This is a genomic window from Serratia sp. (in: enterobacteria) (assembly GCF_051654945.1).
GTDB lineage: Bacteria > Pseudomonadota > Gammaproteobacteria > Enterobacterales > Enterobacteriaceae > Chania.
Window position 1 is genome coordinate 199,675 of sequence record NZ_JBOFZA010000091.1, and the last position, 22,412, is coordinate 222,086.

The 22,412-nt window shown below is 54.6% G+C and carries 24 protein-coding genes; 13 read left to right on the forward strand and 11 right to left on the reverse strand.

The features are described from left to right. The first annotated feature begins 35 nt into the window (after nucleotides 1–35). The 4 genes from rsmE to ruvX all read left to right on the forward strand — a co-directional run bounded on the left by rsmE (nucleotide 36) and on the right by ruvX (nucleotide 2,801). Nucleotides 36–767, forward strand: coding sequence for a 16S rRNA (uracil(1498)-N(3))-methyltransferase (gene rsmE, locus ACRDCA_RS21780; RefSeq protein ID WP_438691389.1), 732 nt, complete (start codon nucleotides 36–38; stop codon nucleotides 765–767). Nucleotides 768–799: 32 nt separating this feature from the next. Next, nucleotides 800–1,750, forward strand: a complete 951-nt coding sequence (gene gshB, locus ACRDCA_RS21785; RefSeq protein WP_438691390.1) for a glutathione synthase — start codon at nucleotides 800–802, stop codon at nucleotides 1,748–1,750. 65 nt (nucleotides 1,751–1,815) lie between these two features. Continuing rightward, nucleotides 1,816–2,379 (forward strand): YqgE/AlgH family protein, encoded by a 564-nt coding sequence (locus ACRDCA_RS21790; RefSeq protein WP_438691391.1) that lies wholly within the window; start codon nucleotides 1,816–1,818, stop codon nucleotides 2,377–2,379. Beyond that, entirely contained in the window at nucleotides 2,379–2,801 is a 423-nt protein-coding gene (ruvX, locus tag ACRDCA_RS21795; RefSeq protein WP_025120077.1) for a Holliday junction resolvase RuvX, read from the forward strand. The genes ACRDCA_RS21790 and ruvX overlap by 1 nt, the downstream gene beginning before the upstream one ends. Here the strand turns inward: ruvX and ACRDCA_RS21800 are convergent. The 5 genes from ACRDCA_RS21800 to ACRDCA_RS21820 form a co-directional block, all read right to left on the reverse strand. Continuing rightward, nucleotides 2,764–4,935 carry a fimbria/pilus outer membrane usher protein gene (locus ACRDCA_RS21800; RefSeq protein WP_438691392.1) on the reverse strand — a complete coding sequence of 724 codons (2,172 nt, stop codon included), beginning with the start codon at nucleotides 4,933–4,935 and terminating at the stop codon, nucleotides 2,764–2,766. The two genes, ruvX and ACRDCA_RS21800, sit on opposite strands and share 38 nt — an antisense overlap. Before the next feature lie 197 nt (nucleotides 4,936–5,132). After that, nucleotides 5,133–5,576 carry a DUF1090 domain-containing protein gene (locus tag ACRDCA_RS21805; RefSeq protein WP_438691393.1) on the reverse strand — a complete coding sequence of 148 codons (444 nt, stop codon included), beginning with the start codon at nucleotides 5,574–5,576 and terminating at the stop codon, nucleotides 5,133–5,135. A 120-nt stretch (nucleotides 5,577–5,696) separates the two neighbouring features. Continuing rightward, nucleotides 5,697–8,924: an ATP-binding protein gene (locus ACRDCA_RS21810; protein ID WP_438691394.1), complete on the reverse strand. Its 3,228-nt coding sequence runs from the start codon at nucleotides 8,922–8,924 to the stop codon at nucleotides 5,697–5,699. Continuing rightward, on the reverse strand, nucleotides 8,914–9,546 hold the full coding sequence (locus ACRDCA_RS21815; protein ID WP_438691395.1) for a response regulator: 633 nt from the start codon (nucleotides 9,544–9,546) through the stop codon (nucleotides 8,914–8,916). The genes ACRDCA_RS21810 and ACRDCA_RS21815 overlap by 11 nt, the downstream gene beginning before the upstream one ends. A gap of 188 nt (nucleotides 9,547–9,734) precedes the next feature. Then, nucleotides 9,735–10,727: a type IV pilus twitching motility protein PilT gene (locus tag ACRDCA_RS21820; protein ID WP_438691396.1), complete on the reverse strand. Its 993-nt coding sequence runs from the start codon at nucleotides 10,725–10,727 to the stop codon at nucleotides 9,735–9,737. Between the two features lie 20 nt (nucleotides 10,728–10,747). On the opposite strand from ACRDCA_RS21820, the gene ACRDCA_RS21825 reads away from it, so the two are divergent. The 6 genes from ACRDCA_RS21825 to hemW all read left to right on the forward strand — a co-directional run bounded on the left by ACRDCA_RS21825 (nucleotide 10,748) and on the right by hemW (nucleotide 14,972). After that, nucleotides 10,748–11,461: a YggS family pyridoxal phosphate-dependent enzyme gene (locus ACRDCA_RS21825; protein ID WP_438691397.1), complete on the forward strand. Its 714-nt coding sequence runs from the start codon at nucleotides 10,748–10,750 to the stop codon at nucleotides 11,459–11,461. A gap of 10 nt (nucleotides 11,462–11,471) precedes the next feature. After that, nucleotides 11,472–12,293: a pyrroline-5-carboxylate reductase gene (gene proC / locus ACRDCA_RS21830; protein ID WP_438691398.1), complete on the forward strand. Its 822-nt coding sequence runs from the start codon at nucleotides 11,472–11,474 to the stop codon at nucleotides 12,291–12,293. 82 nt (nucleotides 12,294–12,375) lie between these two features. Next, nucleotides 12,376–12,930 carry a YggT family protein gene (locus ACRDCA_RS21835; protein WP_438691399.1) on the forward strand — a complete coding sequence of 185 codons (555 nt, stop codon included), beginning with the start codon at nucleotides 12,376–12,378 and terminating at the stop codon, nucleotides 12,928–12,930. Further along, nucleotides 12,927–13,217, forward strand: coding sequence for a DUF167 family protein YggU (yggU, locus tag ACRDCA_RS21840; RefSeq protein WP_438691400.1), 291 nt, complete (start codon nucleotides 12,927–12,929; stop codon nucleotides 13,215–13,217). The genes ACRDCA_RS21835 and yggU overlap by 4 nt, the downstream gene beginning before the upstream one ends. A gap of 17 nt (nucleotides 13,218–13,234) precedes the next feature. After that, on the forward strand, nucleotides 13,235–13,831 hold the full coding sequence (gene rdgB / locus ACRDCA_RS21845) for an RdgB/HAM1 family non-canonical purine NTP pyrophosphatase (RefSeq protein WP_438691401.1): 597 nt from the start codon (nucleotides 13,235–13,237) through the stop codon (nucleotides 13,829–13,831). Next, nucleotides 13,821–14,972 (forward strand): radical SAM family heme chaperone HemW, encoded by a 1,152-nt coding sequence (gene hemW, locus ACRDCA_RS21850; protein ID WP_438691402.1) that lies wholly within the window; start codon nucleotides 13,821–13,823, stop codon nucleotides 14,970–14,972. The genes rdgB and hemW overlap by 11 nt, the downstream gene beginning before the upstream one ends. Nucleotides 14,973–15,179: 207 nt before the next feature. Here hemW and ACRDCA_RS21855 read toward each other — a convergent pair whose 3' ends face one another. From ACRDCA_RS21855 to trmB, 5 genes are all read right to left on the reverse strand, one after another. Beyond that, nucleotides 15,180–15,512, reverse strand: coding sequence for a DUF2645 family protein (locus ACRDCA_RS21855; RefSeq protein WP_438691403.1), 333 nt, complete (start codon nucleotides 15,510–15,512; stop codon nucleotides 15,180–15,182). 106 nt (nucleotides 15,513–15,618) lie between these two features. Beyond that, nucleotides 15,619–16,335 (reverse strand): DUF2884 domain-containing protein, encoded by a 717-nt coding sequence (locus ACRDCA_RS21860; protein WP_025120090.1) that lies wholly within the window; start codon nucleotides 16,333–16,335, stop codon nucleotides 15,619–15,621. 40 nt (nucleotides 16,336–16,375) lie between these two features. After that, nucleotides 16,376–17,299, reverse strand: a complete 924-nt coding sequence (gene glsB / locus ACRDCA_RS21865) for a glutaminase B (protein ID WP_438691404.1) — start codon at nucleotides 17,297–17,299, stop codon at nucleotides 16,376–16,378. A gap of 139 nt (nucleotides 17,300–17,438) precedes the next feature. Further along, entirely contained in the window at nucleotides 17,439–17,765 is a 327-nt protein-coding gene (locus ACRDCA_RS21870) for a YggL family protein (protein WP_438691405.1), read from the reverse strand. Further along, nucleotides 17,765–18,484 carry a tRNA (guanosine(46)-N7)-methyltransferase TrmB gene (gene trmB, locus ACRDCA_RS21875; RefSeq protein WP_438691406.1) on the reverse strand — a complete coding sequence of 240 codons (720 nt, stop codon included), beginning with the start codon at nucleotides 18,482–18,484 and terminating at the stop codon, nucleotides 17,765–17,767. The genes ACRDCA_RS21870 and trmB overlap by 1 nt, the downstream gene beginning before the upstream one ends. Before the next feature lie 180 nt (nucleotides 18,485–18,664). Here trmB and mutY point away from each other — a divergent pair, with 180 nt between their 5' ends. The 3 genes from mutY (at nucleotide 18,665) to mltC (ending at nucleotide 21,177) form a co-directional block, all read left to right on the forward strand. Then, a complete protein-coding gene (gene mutY / locus ACRDCA_RS21880; protein WP_438691407.1) occupies nucleotides 18,665–19,765 on the forward strand; it encodes an A/G-specific adenine glycosylase in 1,101 nt (366 codons plus the stop codon). After that, complete coding sequence (locus ACRDCA_RS21885; RefSeq protein ID WP_024484083.1) at nucleotides 19,762–20,034, forward strand: oxidative damage protection protein; 273 nt, start codon at nucleotides 19,762–19,764, stop codon at nucleotides 20,032–20,034. The genes mutY and ACRDCA_RS21885 overlap by 4 nt, the downstream gene beginning before the upstream one ends. A gap of 66 nt (nucleotides 20,035–20,100) precedes the next feature. Next, a complete protein-coding gene (mltC, locus tag ACRDCA_RS21890; RefSeq protein WP_438691408.1) occupies nucleotides 20,101–21,177 on the forward strand; it encodes a membrane-bound lytic murein transglycosylase MltC in 1,077 nt (358 codons plus the stop codon). 43 nt (nucleotides 21,178–21,220) lie between these two features. Here mltC and ACRDCA_RS21895 read toward each other — a convergent pair whose 3' ends face one another. Continuing rightward, on the reverse strand, nucleotides 21,221–22,327 hold the full coding sequence (locus tag ACRDCA_RS21895) for a membrane-associated sensor domain-containing protein (RefSeq protein WP_438691409.1): 1,107 nt from the start codon (nucleotides 22,325–22,327) through the stop codon (nucleotides 21,221–21,223). Nucleotides 22,328–22,412 lie beyond the last annotated feature (85 nt).

A 22,412-nucleotide genomic window follows, 5' to 3' on the forward strand; every position in this document is an offset into this window, starting at 1 on the left:
GCGCCGTTTCATTGAGCCAGGATCTGACAATCATTATGCGTAAACCCCGCATTTACCATCCAGACCCCTTGAGCGCCAGTGCAGAAATTGCATTGAGCGAGGATGCCGCCAATCATGTTGGCCGCGTGCTGCGGATGAGCGCCGGGCAGGCGTTGCAACTGTTCGACGGCAGCAACCAGGTGTTTGAGGCTGAAATCACCCGGGTGGATAAAAAGAACGTGCTGGTTCAGGTCAGCGCCGGGCAACTGGAAGATCGCGAATCACCGCTCAACCTGCATCTTGGCCAGGTGATCTCCCGTGGCGAAAAGATGGAATTCACCATCCAGAAATCCATTGAGTTGGGGGTGAACGTGATCACGCCACTCTTTTCCGAACGCTGCGGCGTTAAACTCGACGGCGAACGCCTGGAGAAAAAGCTCCAGCAGTGGCAAAAAATCGCCATCGCGGCCTGCGAGCAATGCGGTCGCAATCGCATTCCAGAAATCCGCGCAGCGATGTCGCTGGAAAACTGGTGCGCCGAGCAGGACGATAGCCTTAAGCTGAACCTGCACCCGCGCGCCAGCCAAAGCATCAATACCCTGCCCCTGCCAGTCGATCACGTGCGTCTGCTGATTGGGCCGGAGGGCGGATTATCCGCTGACGAAATTGCCATGACCACAGGCTATGGATTTACTGATATCCTGCTGGGGCCACGCGTTTTGCGTACAGAAACCACCGCGCTCACCGCAATTACCGCTTTGCAGGTCCGTTTCGGCGACCTGGGCTAAGAGCCTGTCAGACAGGTTCGTAAGGAGAAGAAATGATCAAGCTCGGCATCGTGATGGATCCTATTACCTCCATCAATATCAAAAAAGACACCAGCTTTGCCATGCTGCTCGAAGCGCAGCGCCGCGGCTGGGAACTGCATTATATGGAGATGGACGATCTCTATCTGCACGCTGGTGATGGCCGTGCCCGCACTCGCCTGCTGAGCGTGAAAGAAGATAAAGAGAGCTGGTTCAGCTTTGGCAGCGAGCAGGATCTGGCATTGCAGGATCTGGACGTGATCCTGATGCGCAAAGATCCGCCGTTCGACACCGAATATATCTATGCGACCTACATCCTGGAACGGGCCGAAGTGAAAGGCACGCTGGTGGTCAACAAGCCACAAAGCCTGCGTGACTGTAACGAAAAGCTGTTCACCGCCTGGTTCCCGGAGCTGACGCCAGACACCCTGGTCAGCCGCAGCGCCGCCCATATTCGCAAATTCCACCAGCAGCACGGCGACATCATCCTCAAACCGCTGGACGGCATGGGCGGAGCTTCGATTTTCCGCGTGAAGCAGGATGACCCGAACCTGTCGGTGATTATCGAAACCCTGACCGAACACGGCAGCCGTTTCTGCATGGCGCAAAACTTCTTGCCTGCTATCAAGGATGGCGACAAACGCATTCTGGTGGTGGATGGTGAGCCAGTGCCTTACTGTCTGGCACGTATCCCGGCCCAGGGCGAAACCCGTGGTAACCTGGCCGCCGGTGGCCGTGGTGAAGCGCGTCCACTAAGCGAAAGCGACTGGAAAATTGCCCGTGCGGTGGCCCCAACGTTAAAAGAAAAAGGGCTGATCTTTGTTGGCCTGGACGTGATTGGCGATCGCCTGACCGAGATCAACGTCACCAGCCCAACCTGCGCCCGTGAGATCGAAGCCGCGTTCCCGGTTTCCGTCACCGGCATGCTGATGGACGCCATTGAAAAACGTCTGGCCGCGAAGTAGGCAGACGACGCGCCCTCTCTCGTTGGGAGAGGGCATGTATTTGACTTCCCAATCGAATTAACGACATGAATTTACAGCACCACTTCCTGATTGCCATGCCCGCGATGCAAGACCCGCGCTTCAAACGTTCGGTGATTTACGTTTGCGAGCATAATGACGACGGAGCCATGGGATTAGTGATCAATAAACCCGTGGAACATTTCACCGTGGAGACGGTGCTGGATAAACTCGACATCAAGCCTACACCGCGCGATCCGGCGATCGACCTGGATAAGCCGGTATTCGCTGGTGGCCCGCTGGCGGACGATCGCGGCTTTATTCTGCACACCCCGCGCAAAGGCTTTGGTTCCAGCATTCAGATCTCACCGGCCACCATGATCACCACCTCAAAAGACGTGCTGGAAACGCTCGGCACGCCGGATCAGCCCGCCGATGTGCTGGTGGCGCTTGGCTATGCGGGCTGGGAAAAGGGCCAGTTGGAACAGGAGCTGTTAGACAACGCCTGGCTCACCACCGAGGCCGATACCGACATTCTGTTCCACACGCCGATCGCCAACCGCTGGCGCGAGGCCGCTAACCGCCTTGGCATTGATATTCGCAGCATTGCCAGCCACGCAGGACACGCCTGATGAGCAACCGTACTATTATCGCCTTCGACTTCGGCACCAAAAGCATCGGCGCGGCTATCGGCCAGGAAATTACCGGCACCGCCCGGGCATTGGCAGCCTTTAAGGCACAGGACGGCGTACCGGACTGGCAGAAGATCGAACGCCTGCTGAAAGAGTGGCAGCCGGACCTGGTGGTGGTTGGCTTACCGTTGAATATGGACGGCACCGAACAACCGCTGACCGAGCGAGCACGTAAATTTGCCAACCGGCTGCACGGCCGCTTTGGCGTGCAGATTGCGCTGCACGATGAACGGCTGAGCACCGTTGAGGCACGTGCCAATCTATTCGACCATGGGGGATTCCGCGCCCTGGATAAAGGCAGCGTCGATTCCGCTTCCGCCGTGGTTATTCTGGAGAGTTGGTTTGAGCAGCATCCGGGCTGACTTTTCGTGCCGGGGCAAAGCGGCTGAACATGATAGCCCCGGCAGTTGGCACCACTTCCTGGTCAGTCTCTGGTAGCTCAAGCGTTTCGGGCAACTCAAAACTATCCAGCGTGAGACTATTTATCCGGTACGGCGTCAGGTTACCCACCAGCGCATAGCCCCGCCAGTCGGTGGTGACACCATACTGGTTATCAACCCCAATCCCCGGCGTACCCGGTACACTGACGATAGCTACGGTATCCCCTAATGACTGCCCAAGCGTCAGCCCTTCCTGATGCGCCATCAGGCTACCGGAAAGCTCCAGGTTCTGCTGGCGATAGCCTTTCCCTTGCGAATGCCCCACCCGCAATTCACCGGCATTATATTGATAATCGGCGCTCAGATCCTGGCTGCTGCCATAACGTTGGCTCTGGCTGGTGCTGGCGTTATAACTCAGGCTATAGTCGTCGAGTAACGTTCCGCTGACGCCGATCCGCCGGCTGTCGGTCCGATCGTTAGCCAGCGTATGATCGTAGTTCAGCTTCATGCGTGGTGCCCCCAGCGCATTCAGCGGCAACGAGAAAGACAGCCCCAACTGCGCCTGTTCTTTGCCATAAGAGGGGCGGTTATATTCCGCATACAGCGCAACGTCAACCTTACCCATGCTGGCGCTAAAGCCCATTTCAACGCTGGTCTCGCCTCTTTGATTACCCCGGGTTGCTTCCCGTACCAACGTTAAATAGAGGCTGTCTGAATCTGACAGATACTGGTTATAACGCGCCTCCAGACGATACTTTTTCTCCTCATCAAAGTCACCGACAAACATGCCGTCTTCCCAGTCCCACCAGTAGGTGCTCTGCTGATCTATCGCCGTGCCAAAGGTACGATACCGCTGCCGCGGATAATATTGTGCCATCAGGCTGAGGGAAGACTCCCAGGCCGGAAAAGCTTTGGCGTAACGCACACGCATCATGCTACCGGTATCTGGCGTCGCACGCCTTGGCTGGCGCGCAGAGGAAAACGTATAATCCGCCGAGATCGCGCCCCACTGGTTGAGACTCTTGCCAATGCCGATCGCCGCGCTGTGATAAATATCCGCTCCTTGCACACCACCATACAACGTAACCTTTCCCGGCAGCCCATAGCTGAGCGACGCCTGGACAAAACTCGGCTGTTCTTCTTCCATCCCGTAATAGGGACGGTATTTCCCCACCGAAGCGTCATAGCGCCACTGGCCAATGTAAACCAGGTTGGGCATGGAGGAGTAAGGGATTTTACGCTCGGTTTCGGTACTGTCGCTTTCCCGTATCGTAACGGTAAGATCTCCCTCGAGCGCAGGCGGGTAGACATCTTTCAGCACAAACACGCCGGGAGATACAAACGTCTGGTAGATCAACTCGCCGTTCTGGCGCACCCTCACCTGTGCGTTACTGCGTGCGAAGCCGCGGATCCAAGGCGAAAACTGCCGCAGGCCATCCGGTAACATCCGGCTATCCGAGACCAGGCTGATACCACGGAAACGGACGTTTTCGAACAAAGCCGACGGCGTTACGCTATCGCCCAGGGTCAGCGTGGCCCGCCAGGCTTTGATATCGCGATAGGCCAACGCCCGTTCGGTATGCCAGGTAGGGTTGCCCCAGGTTTCTTTCTGATAGACGGGCTGATAACGCAATCGCCACGGGCCGACGTTGGCCCCGGTGGTGATATCGGCGTACAGGCTTTCGTGCCGATCCGTGTTGCGATAGTTTTCGCCCGCGTAATGACCGTAGTTGAGCTGATAGTTAACAAATGCCGCATCAATACCGTCATCCCAACGGCCTGCCAGCACACTGTCGCCGAGCATGGCCGCCGGGATATCTACCGTCAGCAGTTGCGCGACCGGTTCGTAAAACACCTCAATGCTGCGCGCACTCAAGATATTGGGCAGAATACAGCCCTCAGCGGTCGTTGCCATCTCCTTGGTGGCGGCTTCACGGATGCCCCATTCACGCAGCAACGGCGTATTGATACAAGGCTGGCCATCCGGGCCCAGGTTAACGACCACCTCTCCTTTGAAGTTGTCGTTAATAATGAGATAGGCGCTGCTTACTTCTGCCCAGGCACCTTTAGCCAGCAGGGCCAACGGCATGATGGCAATGCGAAAAATGGGTTTCATTCGTTCCCTGAGTGCAAACCACGATAATTACCCATCGCCCCTCACCCCAACCCTCTTCCAGATTACAGATAGGGGATCTCATCAGCACTTGTTTGAGGGAGAGGGAGTCGGTCCAGAGTTGCGGTCAGGTGCGGGGGATAGTTACCCAGCACAAAAAGAGGCGCATCTGCGCCCCTTGATAATGAGATCCTGACGGCTTATTTCTGCAAAGAGGCCAGTTCAGCACGAGCCTGCTTCAGCTCTTGTTTGATTTCATTAGCATCAGCCTGCTTTTCCTGCAGTTTTTTCTGGTACTTGGCAACTTTTTTAGCGTCACCTTTGGCCTGGGCTTCGCGCAGATCGGCTTTCACTTCCTGCACGTCTTTCTGCTTGTCGGCCAGCTTGCTTTCCAGCTTGGCCACTTTCTTCTGGGCGTCCTGCAACACGCTGCCGTTAGTGCAGTGAGCATTAACTTCGCTCAGCGCTTTCTTCAGGCCAGCAATGCGGTTGTAGTTACCGTATTTTTCAGCTTGCTGGATCTGGTACTCGATCGCAGCACGCTTTGCGTTGCAGTCTTGTGCCGCATTGGCCAGAGTAGAAAAACCGGCACCCAGAGCCAAAACCAGTGGCAGTACGGCTAATTTGGTGATCTTTTTCATCATGTTATCCTTTAACGTTATGACAAATGGGGAGCACTTAGCTCCCCTTCCTAGTGATAAAGAATAAAATGAACCTGATTACCTTAAAATCTGCCAAAGCCTTAATCGCGCTGTAGGAAAGGACTATTCTTCTGTAGTACGTTGGATTTTTCTTAGCTCATCAACCAACGATTGCGCTTCATTCAGTACCTCCGTAGCGGTCTCCTGGCTGGGGCTATCATGCAATGCCTGACAGGCCTGATTGAGCCTGTCTGCCTTGACCAATCGCGCGGCACCGGCCAATTTATGTGCCAACGCTTTGATGATGGCCAGATCGATAGATCGCTGCTGGAGTTCCTGCTGAAGCTGCTCGCCGTCTTCCTCCATACAGGTTATCAACGTGGTGATGAACTCCTGTAATACCTGTGGCTGGCGCAGTTCCGGCGGTAAGTCTGCGACGAAAAAGGGTGCCTGCTGCTCGCTTTGCTCCCGTTCGACCGGCGGTAGCGTAGCCAGCTTCTTTCTCAGCATGGCCAGATTGACCGGCTTAAACAGGCAGTCATCCATCCCGGCCTGTAAGCAATCCTCACGTGCACTTTCCTGGGCATTGGCCGTCAGCCCCCAGATTAGGAGCGGCGTGACTTGCCGCTCCTGCTCATTACGCCTGATTTGGCGGCTAAGACTGTAACCGTCAAGTTTGGGCATCTGGCAATCGGTGATCATCAGATCGAATTGCTGCTGCCCCAGTTGCGCCAATGCCTGCTCCCCATCACCAACCACGGTGGGCCGATGACCGAGGAAGCACAGTTGCTGGTTCAGTAACATTCTGCCTGCCGGGTGATCTTCGACGATCAATATCCGCAAATTAACGGATACTGGGAGGGGAATGATCTCTTGCTGGATCGGGAACTGGAGTTTCAGCAATCGGGCCACGGAAAGCAGCACGGTGACTTCACTGCCAATCCCCACTTCGCTGTTTAATATGATAGTCCCCCCCATCATGTCCATCAGTTTACGGCAGATGTACAGGCCTAGCCCGGCTCCCCCAGTTTCGCCATGACCTTGGGTGAAAGGCTGGAACAGACGCTGCTGGGTTAAGGTATCAATGCCCTTGCCGGTATCGGTGACGCGCAAGCGCAGATCCAGCCGTTCCTCGCCGATCTGGTCAACCGCCACGCTCAACGCCACCTGCCCTTGTTCGGTAAACTTGATGGCATTACTCACCAGGTTGGACAGTACCTGCTTGAAACGCATGGGGTCGATCAGCACATCACCGGTAACTTCGGCATCAATATCCAGTTTGAATAGCAGGCCTTTTTGCCGGGCTACGCCGTCAAACAGCGTCGCTACAGATTCGATCAGGCGGCGTATGTCGGCGCGCTGTGGGTGCAAAATCAACCGGTCTGACTCAATCCGCGAGATATCGAGAATATCGCCGATCAGCGCCAGCAGGGAGTGAGCGGATTCGTGGGCCACGCTCAACAATTCTCTATCCTGCTCCACGTCCCGCCGTTGGCGATTCAGTACCAATTCCAACATGCCGATAATGGCGTTCAACGGCGTACGGATCTCATGGCTCATGGTGGCCAGAAACGTCGTTTTAGCCCGGTTGGCGCTATCGGCATGTTCTTTCGCCTGCTGTAACTGCTCAATCAGGCGATCGCGTTCGGTGACATCGAATACGGTCTGACAACGCTGTTGGCGCTTGCTGCGCAACCGGCCGATAAGCAAGGCCGCCAGCAGCAATACCCATAGCAAAGCCACCAAGATCAGCGCCATAGGGAAATAACGAGCAAGCTGCTTATCATCCGTCGGTGCGTCTTCCAGCAGATAGGTATTGTTGTACCAATTGCTGGTCATCGCATGAATATCCTCTGGGGGAACGTTCAGCAAGGCCTTATCGAGGATGGTCGCCAACGGGTATTCAGTGCCGGCAACGCCAATGACAAAACGCGCCGGTTCGATATCCAGCGCGCCAAGAATGCGCAACCCAGAGGAGGGCTCGCGGGCCAGGAAGTAGTCGGCGCTGATCATCGGCAAAACCAGCACTTGTGCCTGCCCTGATTTTAACGCCGTGATACCAGCCTGCGGGGAACTTACGCTGACAATCTGACTAGCGGGATATTGAGCCTGTAATTGAGCCTGCAATGGATGCCCTGCTACCAATGCAATCGTGCGTGGCGGATCGTGACTAGCCAGATGTGGGATGCCTACCAACACCCAGGAATTGAATAAGTAGGATCGGGTTGCCAGCAGTCCATTAGGCCAGATCGCATCCAGAGTGACACCGGTGACAATATCGGCTTTACCGGCCTTGATGGCATTCAGCGAGTCTTGTAACGATCCCGCGCGAATAATATCGAATTTCAGGCCGATACGGCTGGAGATGGCTGCCATCACATCGGCGGTCAAACCACGAAAATCGCCTTGAACATCGAAGAACCCCAACGGGGCAAAATCACCAGTGACCACCATCCGCACTCTGGGATGCTCTTCCACCCACTTTCTTTCCAACGAGGTCAGTGACAGATGTTCATCCCCTTGTGACATGGGGATGCCCCCATTCCAGCGGCTTTGGATCTCGGTATGTGCACTTTCCGGGATGCTAGCCAGTACCGCATTCAAGACCCGCTGCAAACGCACATTATCCCGCGCCAGACCAAAGGCAAAACCCTTGATATCTTGTTGGGGCAGCAACTGCATACGCAAGTTATTCAGGTTGCCCTGGTTAATTAAATAACGAGCCGCCGTGGCATCACCAATAAAAGCCTCCAGCTTGTTAAACGATAATGCCTCCAATGCCCGGCGTGGGGCGTCATAAACCTGATATTCTGCCGCCGCAAAGCGTTCGGTCAGTTGCGGGTTGCCACTATAGAGACGCTCAATGGCGATGTGTTTTGGCGGATGTGATTGCAGCAGGCTGTCGATGCGCATAATCAGCGCCGGAGCGGCGAGTACGTAGGGAGTAGAAAGCAGCAGGTCGGGATCGGCATGACTTGTGGCAACCACATTACCAATCACATCGACTTCCCCTTTAGCCAAATCCTGGCGCAAAGTCGCGCCATCCTCGTAGTAACGTACTTTGACCCGCACGTTCAGGTTGTAGCCGATAATCCCCAGATAATCGGCATTGATACCGCCGTAATCCCGTGTACCACTGGTGATATCAAAAGGAGGATAGTTCGGTGCCGCAATACCAAAAACCAACACCCGTTTACGGCGTAGCCATTGCCAATCCTCGTTGGTTAAATCAGCTTCGGGTAATTGGACCTGACTGCGGCTGAGCAAATTAATTTCGCGGTATGCCTGAGTCCCTTCAGCACAAACGCTAAAGCAAAAAAACAGCATGATGATAAAAAATTTATTTATCATCAGCGTGCTTATCCTGATGAAGGAACAAATCCACCAACTCCTCAGTATGGTTAACTTTCAACTTTTCCATCAGACGTGTCTTATAAGTGCTGATCGTTTTATTACTTAAAATCAACCTGTCAGCAATTTCCTTATTACTCAGCCCCGCAGACAAATAACGCAACACGGTCAATTCACGATCGGAGAGGCGAGCAAGAATATTCTCATTATGGATGGGTGCGTTGAGCAAAGGCTGCAGGGTGGTTTGCGGAAAACAGGCATAGCCTTGCAGCACCAACTGGCACAAAGGTGCCAATTGGCTGATATCCTGATCCTTGTTGAAAAAGCCACTGGCTCCGGCCCGCAGCGCCCTCTCTGCATAGCTTTCTGCGGGCAGGCTGGTGTAAACCACCACTTTAATATCGCTATCCACCTGACGAATATGTTGCAGGATCTGCAACCCATCCATTTTGTTGAGCATGATGTCCAGGATCACCAACTGTGGCGTATTTTCCTTTATTCGCGCCAGCGCATCCAGACCGTTCGTCGCAGTAAGGATCGAGTCATTACCTAATGGGGAGAGAATAGCTTTCACAGCGAAACAAATTGCGGGATGATCGTCGACAATCAACCAGGGACCCATAAAAACACCTCATCCATGAAAAGGAGAAATCCTAGAAAACCAGCAGGTATTAAATAACCGAGACACCTACTTATACTGCAACATGATCCGTTCTAAAATGGTAAATACATCCAGAACAATCCCAAAATCACCACTGGGTGGATTGTAATTAAAATCTGATGAGCAAAAATAGTTAATGGATTGTGGCATTATAATATTCCCTGCGCAACTCGCTGCTGCAAACCCTGTTCAAAAGTTTGCATGCCTGACTGTGCTCCGGTTTGCAACACGCTGAGCAACTGGTGGGTTTTGCCTTCGCGGATCATACTGCTCACCGCCGCCGTTGCCGTGAGGATCTCGTAAATGGCGACACGCCCTCCCCCCGGTTTACTCAGCAGTTTTTGCGCGATCACCGCTTGCAGGCTGTTGGCCAACTGGGCCCGAACATAGGCTTTCTCCTCCGCAGGGAACACATCTACCAGCCGTTCTACCGCCTGAGGAGCGCTGCGGGTATGTAAAGTAGCCAGAACTAAATGCCCGGTTTCTGCCGCGGTCAACGCCAACCGGACGGTAGTGGTATCACGCAGTTCCCCCAACAGGATCACATCAGGATCCTCACGCAATGCGGCCCGCAGCGCATCGTCAAAACTGTGGGTATCCCGCCCTAGCTCCCGCTGCTGTATCAGGCAACGCTGGCTACGATGGATAAACTCGATCGGATCTTCCAGCGTGAGGATATGGCGGCGCTGATGTTGATTGATAAAGTCGATCATTGCCGCCAGCGTGGTGGATTTACCACTGCCGGTAGCCCCGGTGACCAATATCAGGCCATCATCACGCTGTAACAGCGCCGGGATGATTTCTGGCGTGGCCAGTTCGGCCAAGGTGGGGCACTGGCTGGCGATCCGGCGTAACGCCACGGAGACGCCGCCGTGCTGTAAAAAGAAATTGGCACGTAACCGAATATCCCCCGCCAAGGTTAATGCCATATCAAGCTGCCCAACCCGCTGTAGCTGCTGCCACATCGCGGGTGGCAACTGCGTTTGGCACCATGTAGCCATCTGCTGGTGAGTCAGCGTTTCCCCATATTCTCCAGCCTGAAGCTCACCATCAATACGTAACATTGGCAGATGGCCGGTACAAAGGTGCAGATCGGAGGCATTATGCTTTACACTAAGAGCCACAAATTCATCGATATCCATATCAATCTCCCAGGTTAACTATGAGCACTATCCAACAGAATCTGCAGGATGTCAGGGGCCGCATTGCCACGGCCGCTCAAGGTTGCGCACGCATTCCAGAAGAAGTGACATTGCTTGCAGTCAGCAAAACCAAACCTGTGGAGGCGATCGCACAAGCCATCGCCGCAGGCCAGCACGCATTCGGCGAGAATTACGTGCAGGAAGGGGTAGACAAGATCCAGCATTTCGCCCAACTGCCCGCAGGGGCGGGGTTGGAATGGCACTTTATCGGCCCGCTGCAATCCAATAAAAGCCGGTTGGTGGCCGAGCATTTTGCCTGGTGCCACACCGTTGACCGTTTGCGCATCGCCCTGCGCCTGAGCGATCAACGCCCCGCAGCCATGCCGCCGCTGAATGTGCTGATCCAGATAAACATCAGTGACGAGCAGAGCAAATCTGGCATTGTATTGGATGAGTTGCCCGCGCTGGCAGAAGCGGTCGCCGCACTGCCCAACCTGTGTTTACGTGGGCTGATGGCCATCCCAGCGCCGGAACACGACTATCAGCGCCAACTGGCAACCTTTGGCCAGATGAATGACGCTTTCCAAGCCCTCAAACAGCGCTACCCGCAGGTGGATACGCTTTCGATGGGTATGACAGACGATATGCAGGCCGCGATCGCCGCTGGCAGCACGATGGTTCGTATCGGCACCGCTATTTTTGGCGCCCGTGACTACTCGCACACAACCGTATAACGAGGATTTGATGCAACATCGCAAGATTACCTTTATTGGCGCCGGTAATATGGCCCGCGCCATCATTGCTGGCCTGGTAGCCGGTGGTTATCCGGCCGCGGCCATCAGCGTTTGCGCGCCGTCAACCAAAAACCGTGACGCCCTGGCCGCCGAATATGGCATTAACAGCAGCGCAGATAACATCACCTGTGCCAAAGAGGCCGATGTCGTGGTCCTGGCGGTAAAACCGCAATTGATGGCGCAGGTTTGCTTACCTTTACAAGAACAGGTCGATTTCTCCGGTAAACTGGTGCTGTCGATCGCTGCCGGTATTCTGGTGAGCCGCTTTTATCAAATGCTCGGTGAAGGGTTGAATATTGTGCGCATCATGCCCAATACACCTTCATTGGTGGGGAAAGGGATGAGCGGGCTGTATGCTCCCGCACAGGTTAGCCAACAGGATCGTGATTACACCCGCGATCTGATGAGCTCGGTGGGTAAAGTCTGCTGGGTCGATGACGAAAACGGCATTAACGGCGTGATCGCCGCTGCAGGCAGCGCACCGGCCTATTTCTTCCTGTTTATGGATGCCATGCAGCAGGAAGCCGAACGCATGGGATTCAGCAGCCAGGCGGCTCGCGATCTGGTGCAGCAGGCTGCTATTGGTGCTGCGGCATTGGCCGCCGCCAACCCGGAGATCTCGCTGGCTACGCTGCGTGAGCAAGTGACCTCTAAAGGTGGCACCACCGCCGAGGCATTGCGGGTCTTCAACGAGCAACAGTTGCCAGAGACCGTTGCCAAGGCTATGCAGGCCGCCGTTTCCCGAGCACAAGAAATGGAAAAATTATTTTAACTATGCCCGATGAGTTGCAGGCCGCCACGGCGGTCTTGCAGCCAAGGGGATAACCCAAAAGTTAAGGAGAAGGGTAACTTACATGCTAACGCTGACTTTCCTGGTCAAAACCGTCGTTGATATTTACGTGATGGTGCTGCTGTTGCGCATCTGGATGCAACTGACGCGCACCGACTTTTATAATCCGTTTTCGCAGTTTGTGGTGAAAATCACCCAGCCGATCGTCGGCCCGCTGCGCCGCATAGTGCCTTCGATGGGGCCGGTAGACAGCGCCTCATTGCTGCTGGCGTTCCTGCTGATGACGATCAAGTATCCGCTGTTGTTGTTGATCCAGAGCGGTACCCTGTCACTCAGCCTGTATAACCTGCTGTTTGGCCTGATTTCGCTGGTCAAATCCGTCGGCTACCTGATCTTCTGGGTGATGATTATCCGCGCACTGATGAGCTGGATCAGCCAGGGCCGCAGCCCGATTGATTACGTGATGTTCCAGCTTACCGAGCCGTTGATGGCCCCTATCCGCCGAGTCATCCCGGCTATGGGTGGCATCGATTTCTCTGCGATGGTGGTGATCCTGATCCTGTATCTGATCAACTACCTGGGCATGGATCTGTTTGGCGAGCTCTGGTTCCTGCTGTGAGTGCAGTCACAGAGCAACTGGACGGGCTGGTGGTCAGGCTTTATATTCAGCCCAAAGCCAGCCGCGATCAGATTATTGGCCTGCATGGCGACGAGGTTAAAGTCGCCATCACCGCCCCGCCGGTTGATGGCCAGGCCAATGCCCATCTCATCAAATTTATCGCCAAGCAGTTCAAGGTGGCGAAGAGCAACGTGACGATTGAGAAAGGTGAACTGGGGCGGCATAAACAATTGCGCATTCACAGTCCGCAGCAAATCCCTGACGTCATCGCGGCGCTGATCGAATAATTTTCAAGGTATCTATTATGCAAAAAATCGTTCTGGCCACCGGCAACCCCGGCAAAGTGCGTGAACTCGCCACACTGCTGGCCGATTTCGGCTTTGACGTGGTGGCACAAACCGAACTTGGCGTAGACTCTGCCGAAGAAACCGGCCTGACGTTTATTGAAAATGCCATTCTCAAAGCTCGCCATGCCGCACAGGTCACTGGCCTGCCAGCAATTGCCGACGACTCAGGTCTGGCCGTGGATGTATTAGGCGGCGCACCGGGTATTTACTCCGCCCGCTATGCCGGTTTAGAGGCCAGCGACCAGCAGAATCTGGACAAGCTGCTGGTCACGCTGCAAGACGTGCCTGAGGGCAAGCGTGGTGCGCAATTCCATTGCGTATTGGTGTATATGCGTCATGCAGAAGACCCTACCCCGCTGGTGTTCCACGGCTGCTGGGCCGGTGAGATCACCTTTGAAGCGGCTGGCGTTGGCGGTTTTGGTTACGATCCGATCTTCTATGTGCCAGATTTGGGCTGTACCGCGGCAGAACTGACGCGGGAAGAGAAAATTGCCGTTTCCCACCGTGGCAAGGCGCTGAAGTTGATGTTGGAAGCGATGCGTAATGCCAGCTAACGCCGTACAACTGCCACCGCTCAGTCTCTACATCCATATTCCCTGGTGTGTGCAGAAATGCCCGTACTGCGATTTCAACTCGCATGCCTTAAAGGGCGAAGTGCCGCATCAGGAATATGTTGATCACCTGCTGGCGGATCTGGATGCCGATTTGCCGCTCGCCAGCGGGCGTAGCATCAGCACCATCTTTATCGGTGGCGGTACGCCAAGCCTGTTGAGTGCCGAAGCCATGCAGGCGCTGTTGGATGGCGTGCGGGCGCGTATCCACGTCGCAGATGACGCCGAAATCACCATGGAGGCCAACCCAGGCACCGTGGAAGCCGATCGTTTCAGCGGCTACCAGCGCGCCGGGGTGAACCGCATCTCGATTGGTGTACAAAGCTTTAGCGCCGAGAAGTTAACCCGTCTGGGGCGCATTCACGGCCCGGAAGAGGCCAAACGCGCGGCACATCTGGCAACCGGCCTTGGCCTGCGCAGTTTTAACCTGGACCTGATGCACGGTCTGCCGGATCAGTCGCTGGAAGAGGCGCTGGACGATCTGCGTCAGGCCATCGCCCTCAATCCGCCGCATCTGTCATGGTATCAGCTCACCATCGAGCCAAATACCCTGTTCAGCTCACGCCCGCCGGTATTGCCGGACGATGACGCGCTGTGGAATATCTTTGAGCAAGGGCATGAGCTGTTGAGTGCTGCCGGCTATCAGCAGTATGAAACCTCGGCCTACGCCAAACCGGGCTACCAATGCCAGCACAACCTGAACTACTGGCGCTTTGGCGACTATCTGGGGATTGGCTGTGGCGCACACGGCAAGCTAACCTTTGCCGATGGCCGTATTCTGCGCACCGCCAAAACCAAGCATCCACGCGGATTTATGCGAGGGGATTATCGGGACAAGCTGCATGAAGTCGAGGCGCACGATCGGCCCTTCGAGTTCTTCATGAACCGCTTCCGCCTGCTGGAAGCCGCACCTCGCGCCGAGTTCGCCCACTATACCGGGCTGGATGAAAGCGTGATCCGCGTGCCGTTGGACGAAGCGTTGGCCAAAGGCTATCTGCTGGAGACGCCGGAGTATTGGCAGATCACCGAGCATGGCAAACTGTTCCTTAATTCGCTGTTGGAACTGTTTTTGCCAGAGGAATAAATAATTTAAGGCTGTGCTGGAAATAATACTCGCCATTGCTATTTCCCCTCACCCCAACCCTCTCCCAAAAGGAGAGGGAGCTGCTCCAGCGTTATATTCATATTCTGGTTCACTCTGCAACTCAGCCTATAAAAAGTCAGGCACAGGAATCAATCCGTGGCACAATCCGTCCCCTCTCCCTGTGGGAGAGGGTTAGGGTGAGGGCCATCAGCAAGATAAAAACCGACCAAAAAAAGCCCACCACCAGTATATGACTAGCAAGCCCGTCAATATTGGATGCAGGAATCTTCTTTGCTTAGCTCGATAAATAGAAAGTATTACCAGAGGAAAAATGAACGCTGAAGTTAAAGGAATACCAACATTACTCATATCATCAATATTAAAATGAGTCATCACATCGCAGATATTCTCTATCCCTTCCTCTCCTATGGCCCATTCATATTCTATTATTGAAAATAACATGATGCTGATAGCACAGACGAAGTAATAAAAGAATAGTAGAGGAGTAAGCAGCTTGAGTATCGACTTTACCGTAGCCATAAGTTAATCACCTCTCAGAGGTCGTCGCGCTTCCTTGGCGGCATAAAAGGTTCCGTCGCACCAGAAGCGTAGCCCTGAAAACAACGAAACCTTTTAACGTCAGATCTTAGTTCAACGCCTTGACCAGATCCTTACGCTGGGTTTCCAGCGCCGTGACGCGGTTACACACGTCGCGACCAAAGTTCTGGAAGTCCTGCTCCTGATTGTTCCATTCGTTCTTGATGGCCTGCTGGAGCCCACCCAGGTTGCCCATAATCGCCTGCAACGGGTTGCCATTGCTGTTGGCGACCTGCTTGACGCCCATTTCGTTCAGGCTGTCCTGCAATACGCCGCCCATGCTTTGCTGGACGATATTGCGGCCATCCTGCTCCACCTGAGCAATTGCCTTATGGTGGAACGTCAGACCGTCGCTACGATGTTCAATGATGCGGTTCATCTGTTGCTTCAACTGATCGTTGAGCGTGGTCAGGCGGTTACGTACGTTACTGCTGTCCCCCAATTGCTGAACGATGACCTTATCCAGCGCTACCCGTGCCTTTTCCAGATGCTGCTGCGCACCCTGATCGATCCAGGGCAAGTCTTTACGCAGTGCGTTCTGGTAGCTGAACGCCTTCTGGCGCTGGCTATCGTTCAGGCTCAACGCTTTGCCATCACGGGTGACATCACCATCGGCGGTGATTTGCAGGTTGCCGCTGGCACCCACCACCTGCACGGTCTGCGGGCTGATAATCACATCGTCCTGTGGTCTGACGCTGCACTGATACTCGGCATGCGCCTGTGAAGCCGTCAACAACAGCAAGGCCAATCCGGTTCTCTTCAACATAGTTTCTCCTGGCTCCCTTCCACCCGCACGCGCGGTGGAGTTAAAAAATCGAACGGCTAATGCGTTGAGACAACAGTTCCAGTGCCGCAGTTCCCGCCAATGAGTTTCCAGACGCATCCAGCTCCGGCGACCAGACGACAATCGACAGTTCGTCAGGGACAATGGCAATAATACCGCCTCCCACCCCAGACTTGCCCGGCATGCCAACCCGATAGGCAAATTCACCCGCACCATCATACATACCGCTGGTCATCATCAAGGCGTTAATCTGCCGGGCCTGTAAGGGGCTGATCACCGTGTCGCCATTCAGCGAACGCCCTTGATTGGCCAGGTAGACAAAGCTGCGTGCCAGCTCAACGCAGCTCATACGTAACGCGCAATAGTGGAAATAGGTTTGCAGCACGGTCAGCACGTCATTGTCGAAGTTACCGAACGATTTCATCAGATAGGCAATGGCGGCATTGCGGTCGGAATGTTCAAACTCCGATCGTGCCACGCGGGTGTCGTACAGCAGATCGTCAACGCCGGCCAGTTGGCGTACCACTTCCAACATTCGCTGCTTGGGCGCACTGAGCCGGGTTTGCAGCATATCGCATACCACCAGCGCCCCTGGATTGATAAACGGATTGCGCGGTTTACCCTGCTCCATTTCCAACTGCAACAAGGAATTGAACGGCAGGCCAGAAGGTTCTTTCCCCACCCGCTGCCAAATCTCCCCCTCCTGATAACGCGTCAGCGCCAGCGTCAGGCTCAATACCTTGGAAATGGACTGGATCGAAAAGCGTTCCGTCGCATCCCCGGCCTGAAACAGTTCACCGTCAACGGTACAGACGGCGATCGCCAACCGATCGGCCGCCACTTCCGCCAATGCAGGAATATAGTCAGCGACCTTGCCTTGCCCAATCAGCGGGCGTACCTGTTGCAGGATCTCGTCCAGCAACGCGTTATCTAATGTTGTTACCACCTACTCATACTCCAGATAAAACAAAGGTGCCGTTAAGGCACCTCAGACCGCTGACATACTCCTCTGAGGTTAAAAGCCCCCTTTTCAGGGCTGATAAATACCAAGGATGCTGTCTTTGAACTTCGCTAATCAGGCAGGATCAATCCCACCAGATATCGAACAGATCGCTGGTTTTCACATCGCTCAGCTTGCGTGCTTCCAACCAGTTTTTGATCAGCTCACGGTGTTGTTCGGTGCAATGACCGATCTTCTGCAGGCAGACCAAACCTTCCCACTGCAGATAGCCACTACCGTCAAACGCCAGGCCGTTCGGCTCGATCACTTCATCGATAAACGCATCCAGGGTGCTGTCGATATCTTCAACGGCAGTCCCTTCAGCAAAACGCCAGGCTACGGAAAAACCCAGTTCCTGAAACTCTTCGATATGCAGCTTTTTACGTAAACGACGACTACGGTTCTTAGCCATTATTCCATCCTCTCAAACATCAAATCCCAAACGCCATGTCCCAGACGCTGGCCACGTAATTCAAATTTTGTCAGCGGACGCGAGTCCGGGCGCGGTACGTAATCATTGCTCTCGGAAAGATTACGGTAACCTGCGCTGCTGTTCATGACTTCCAGCATGTGTTCCGCGTAAGGTTGCCAGTCGGTAGCCATATGGAATACGCCACCCACTTTTAATTTGCTCAGCACCAGTTCAACAAACGGCGTCTGTACGATGCGGCGTTTGTTATGGCGTGCTTTGTGCCATGGATCCGGGAAGAACAGCTGGACCATATCCAGCGAAGCGTCCGGGATCATATTCTGCAAGACTTCTACCGCATCGTGGCACATCACCCGCAGGTTGGCCAACTCCGCCTCATGAGCATCTGCCAGGCAGGCACCCACGCCCGGCGAGTGAACTTCAATCCCCAGGAAGTTCTGCTGCGGATTATTGCCCGCCATGGTGACTAAAGAAGCCCCCATGCCAAAACCAATCTCCAGCACGGTTGGCGCTTCACGGCCAAACAGCGCGGCGATATCGACAGGTTCAGCCTGATATTCCACGCCCATCACCGGCCAATAGTTGTCCAGCGCCTGCTGCTGGCCTTTGGTCAACCGCCCCTGGCGGCGAACAAAACTGCGGATACGGCGCATCGCGCGGCCGTTCTCATCAAATTCTGGGGAGATGACGTCATTAATCATAGTGCTTTCTGTCTGTTTGGCTGCCAATTAGGGGAACGCGCATTATCCAAAGATACCTTGGTTTAGCAAGCGTTCATCATCATACCTGTTGTGCTACTGCCGAAAGTTCCGGTTTACAGCACCATCACTCTATGCTGCAATCGCGCATCATTATTTATCTGCCGGATAGCGAATTCGCTCATGATGCAAGCGCAACAGTTCTCGCACGTGGTGCTGGACTGGTACCAACGCTATGGCCGCAAAACGCTGCCGTGGCAACTCGATAAAACGCCTTATCAAGTATGGCTGTCTGAGGTGATGCTGCAACAAACTCAGGTTGCCACCGTTATTCCCTATTTTCAGCGGTTTATGGCACGTTTTCCCAACGTGCGCGCCTTGGCCGAAGCGCCACAGGATGAGGTACTGCACCTGTGGACCGGGCTTGGCTATTATGCCCGAGCAAGAAATCTGCATAAAGCGGCTCAGACCATTGTCGCACAGCACGGCGGTGAGTTCCCGACAACCTTTGAAGAAATCGTCGCGCTGCCTGGCGTAGGCCGCTCAACCGCCGGTGCCATTCTCTCTCTGGCCCAGGGGCAGCACTACCCGATCCTCGACGGCAACGTCAAACGCGTGCTGGCTCGCTGCTATGCCGTCGCTGGCTGGCCGGGCAAGAAAGAGGTGGAAAACCGCCTGTGGCAGATCAGTGAAGACGTCACGCCGGCCAAAGGGGTTGGCCAGTTCAATCAGGCGATGATGGATCTGGGGGCGATGGTCTGCACCCGCAGTAAACCCAAATGCGAGCTATGCCCGCTCAATATCGGCTGTCTTGCCAACGGCAACAGCAGTTGGGCCGACTATCCGGGTAAAAAACCCAAGCAAACCCTGCCGGAAAAAACCGCCTACTTCCTGATGCTGCAAAGGGGCGATGGCGTCTGGCTGGAACAGCGCCCAGGCGCTGGCCTGTGGGGCGGGTTATTCTGCTTCCCACAGTTTGGCGCCCGGATCGATCTTGAGCTCTGGCTGCAACAACGCGGGCTGCAAGGCAGCCGCCTGGAACAGATGACCGCCTTCCGCCACACCTTCAGCCATTTCCATCTGGATATTGTGCCTATGTGGCTCAATAGCGACAAAGCGGGCAGCGCCATGGATGAGGGTGCCGGTCTCTGGTATAACTTAACGCAGCCACCTTCGGTCGGGCTGGCCGCGCCGGTAGAGCGCCTGCTACAGCAGTTGGCCAAACAGTCCCCGACCCAACCCGGTTTATTTGGCAACAGCGCCATTGACGAGGAATTAGCATGAGCAGAACCATTTTTTGTACCTTCCTGCAGCGTGACGCCGATGGACAAGACTTTCAACTCTATCCAGGGGAAGTCGGCAAGCGCATCTACAACGAGATCTCCAAGGAAGCCTGGGGAGAATGGATGAAAAAGCAGACCATGCTGATCAACGAGAAAAAGCTCAACATGATGAACGTTGACGATCGCAAACTGCTGGAACAGGAGATGGTCCGTTTCCTGTTCGAAGGGCATGAAGTCCACATCGAAGGCTATACGCCACCGAGCGAATAAGATTTTCCGGGCCAGCCGCTGGCCCTTTTCCCCTGTTTAATTCTTCGCGTATACGGCTTTTACAAGATGAAGAAAGTGTTAGCTTTGCTAGTGATAGCGCCTTTGCTGATCTCCTGTTCCGGCAAAAAAAACGACGTGGTCACGGAAGCCTATGTCAAAGACACCAACGCCTTTGATATTCTGATGGGCCAATTTGCCCACAATATTGAGAACATCTGGGGGCTGAGTGAAGTTCTGATCGCCGGGCCAAAGGACTACGTCAAATATACCGACCAATATCAGACCCGTAGCCATATCAACTTTGATTCGGGTACCATCACCATCGAAACCATCGCCACCACCGATCCTGCGGCCCATCTGCGCCAGGCGGTGATCAGCACCCTGTTGATGGGTGACGATCCAGGCTCGATCGACCTCTATTCCGATGCCAATGATATCCAGATCAGCAAAGAGCCGTTCCTGTACGGCCAGGTGCTGGATAACAATGGTCAACCTATCCGCTGGGAATGGCGGGCGGCGCACTTCGCCGACTATCTGCTGCAAAACAGACTCAAAAGGCGCACCTCGGGCCTGCACGTGATCTACTCGGTGACCCTCCAACTGGTGCCGAACCACCTGGATAAACGTGCACACAAATATCTGCCAATGGTGCGACAGGCCTCTGAGAAATACGGCGTCGAAGAGTCACTGATCCTGGCGATCATGCAGACCGAATCCAGCTTTAACCCTTATGCGGTGAGCGGCTCCGACGCGCTGGGCCTGATGCAGGTGGTACAACATACTGCCGGTAAAGACGTCTTCAAGATGAAAGGCAAATGGGGCACGCCAAGCCGCAGCTACCTGTTCGATCCAGAGAACAATATCGATACCGGTACCGCCTATCTGGCCATCTTGCAGAACAACTACCTGGGTGGTATTCAGAACCCGACATCGCGCCGTTATGCGGTGATCACCGCTTATAACGGTGGCGCTGGCAGTGTGCTGCGCGTGTTCAACAGTGACAGAACCAAGGCGGTAACCATCATCAACAGCATGCAGCCAGGTGATATTTTCCAAACGCTGACCACCAAGCACCCGGCAAGTGAATCGCGTCGCTATCTGGTGAAGGTGAATAACGCGCAGAAAAACTACCGGCGGAAGTAGCCTTGGCAGGAAGTACAGAGCTGGGGGAAACCATTTCCCCCAGCTAATCAGCCAGCATATAACCATTGCGGCCATTGGCCTTGGCTTGATACAGCGCCTTGTCGGCCATCTCGACCAGTTGTTCACGCCCCACGCCGGTTCGCCACAACGCAATTCCCTGGCTTACCGTCACCCATGGTCCAACATCCGATTTTTCATGTGGGATCGCGATCGCCGCAACCTGAGCCTTGATCCTTTCGGCCACCGCTGTCGCCTCGGCACGATCGGATTTGGGCAGCAGAATAATGAATTCCTCACCACCATAACGCGCCACCAAGTCCTGTGAACGCCGCACGCAACTGTCAAAGCATTCAGCCAGACGGATCAGGCACTCATCGCCCAGCTGGTGGCCATAATGGTCGTTGTATTTTTTAAAGAAATCCACGTCCAGCAGGATGACGGCAAAACCATCCTGAGCCTCAGATTCTCTGGCAAACACCGAGTCAAAGTAATTGCTGAAATAGCGCCGATTGGCCAGCCCGGTCAGCGGATCGCGGTTCGCCAGCTTCCCCAGGCGCTCAATCAGTTGCTTGTTCTCTTTTTCACGCTCCACCGCCAACATGAACCATTTTTCCAGCATGCGTTTGGCCGAATAGATCAGGAACAGCATCAGTCCGTAAGAGAAAATATTTGCCAGCGAGACCGCACCGCGGAAAAAAATGTTCTCGGCGATGGCCATCATCAGGATTGGGGCTGAGAATAGGGAAAGCAGCAACGGGGACAGGTAAAACGGGATCAGCGAAGCAAATATCAGCCCGATTAACAGGGGATAAACCAGATAAACGCTGTTAATGGCAATCAGGTGATGAAACACGCCACACCAGCATAGCGCCAGTATCGTCACACAGGCATTCAATATCCACCAGGCCGCCTTCTCACTGTGTGGGCGTAGCAGCCTCAAGATGGTGTAGGTCACTGCGGCCATCAGCATCACGCCGACCACCGCCGGTGCCGATCGTAGAAAATGCGTCAGCGAAGGGTAGGCCCCGATTCGCTGAAGCAACAGATACAAAGAGAACAAGGCATTGACCAGTAAAAACCAGTCGACACTGTGAAAGGTCGATTTTCTCTTTTCTTGTGCGATCCAGGCGAGGTGTTTTTTATCTTTCATTCATTACGATGCTCGTAGTTTTGCCACTTCACTCACTTTAGTGGCGCCACCCATCTTTGTCATTATTGGCCGAGCTACCTGAAGC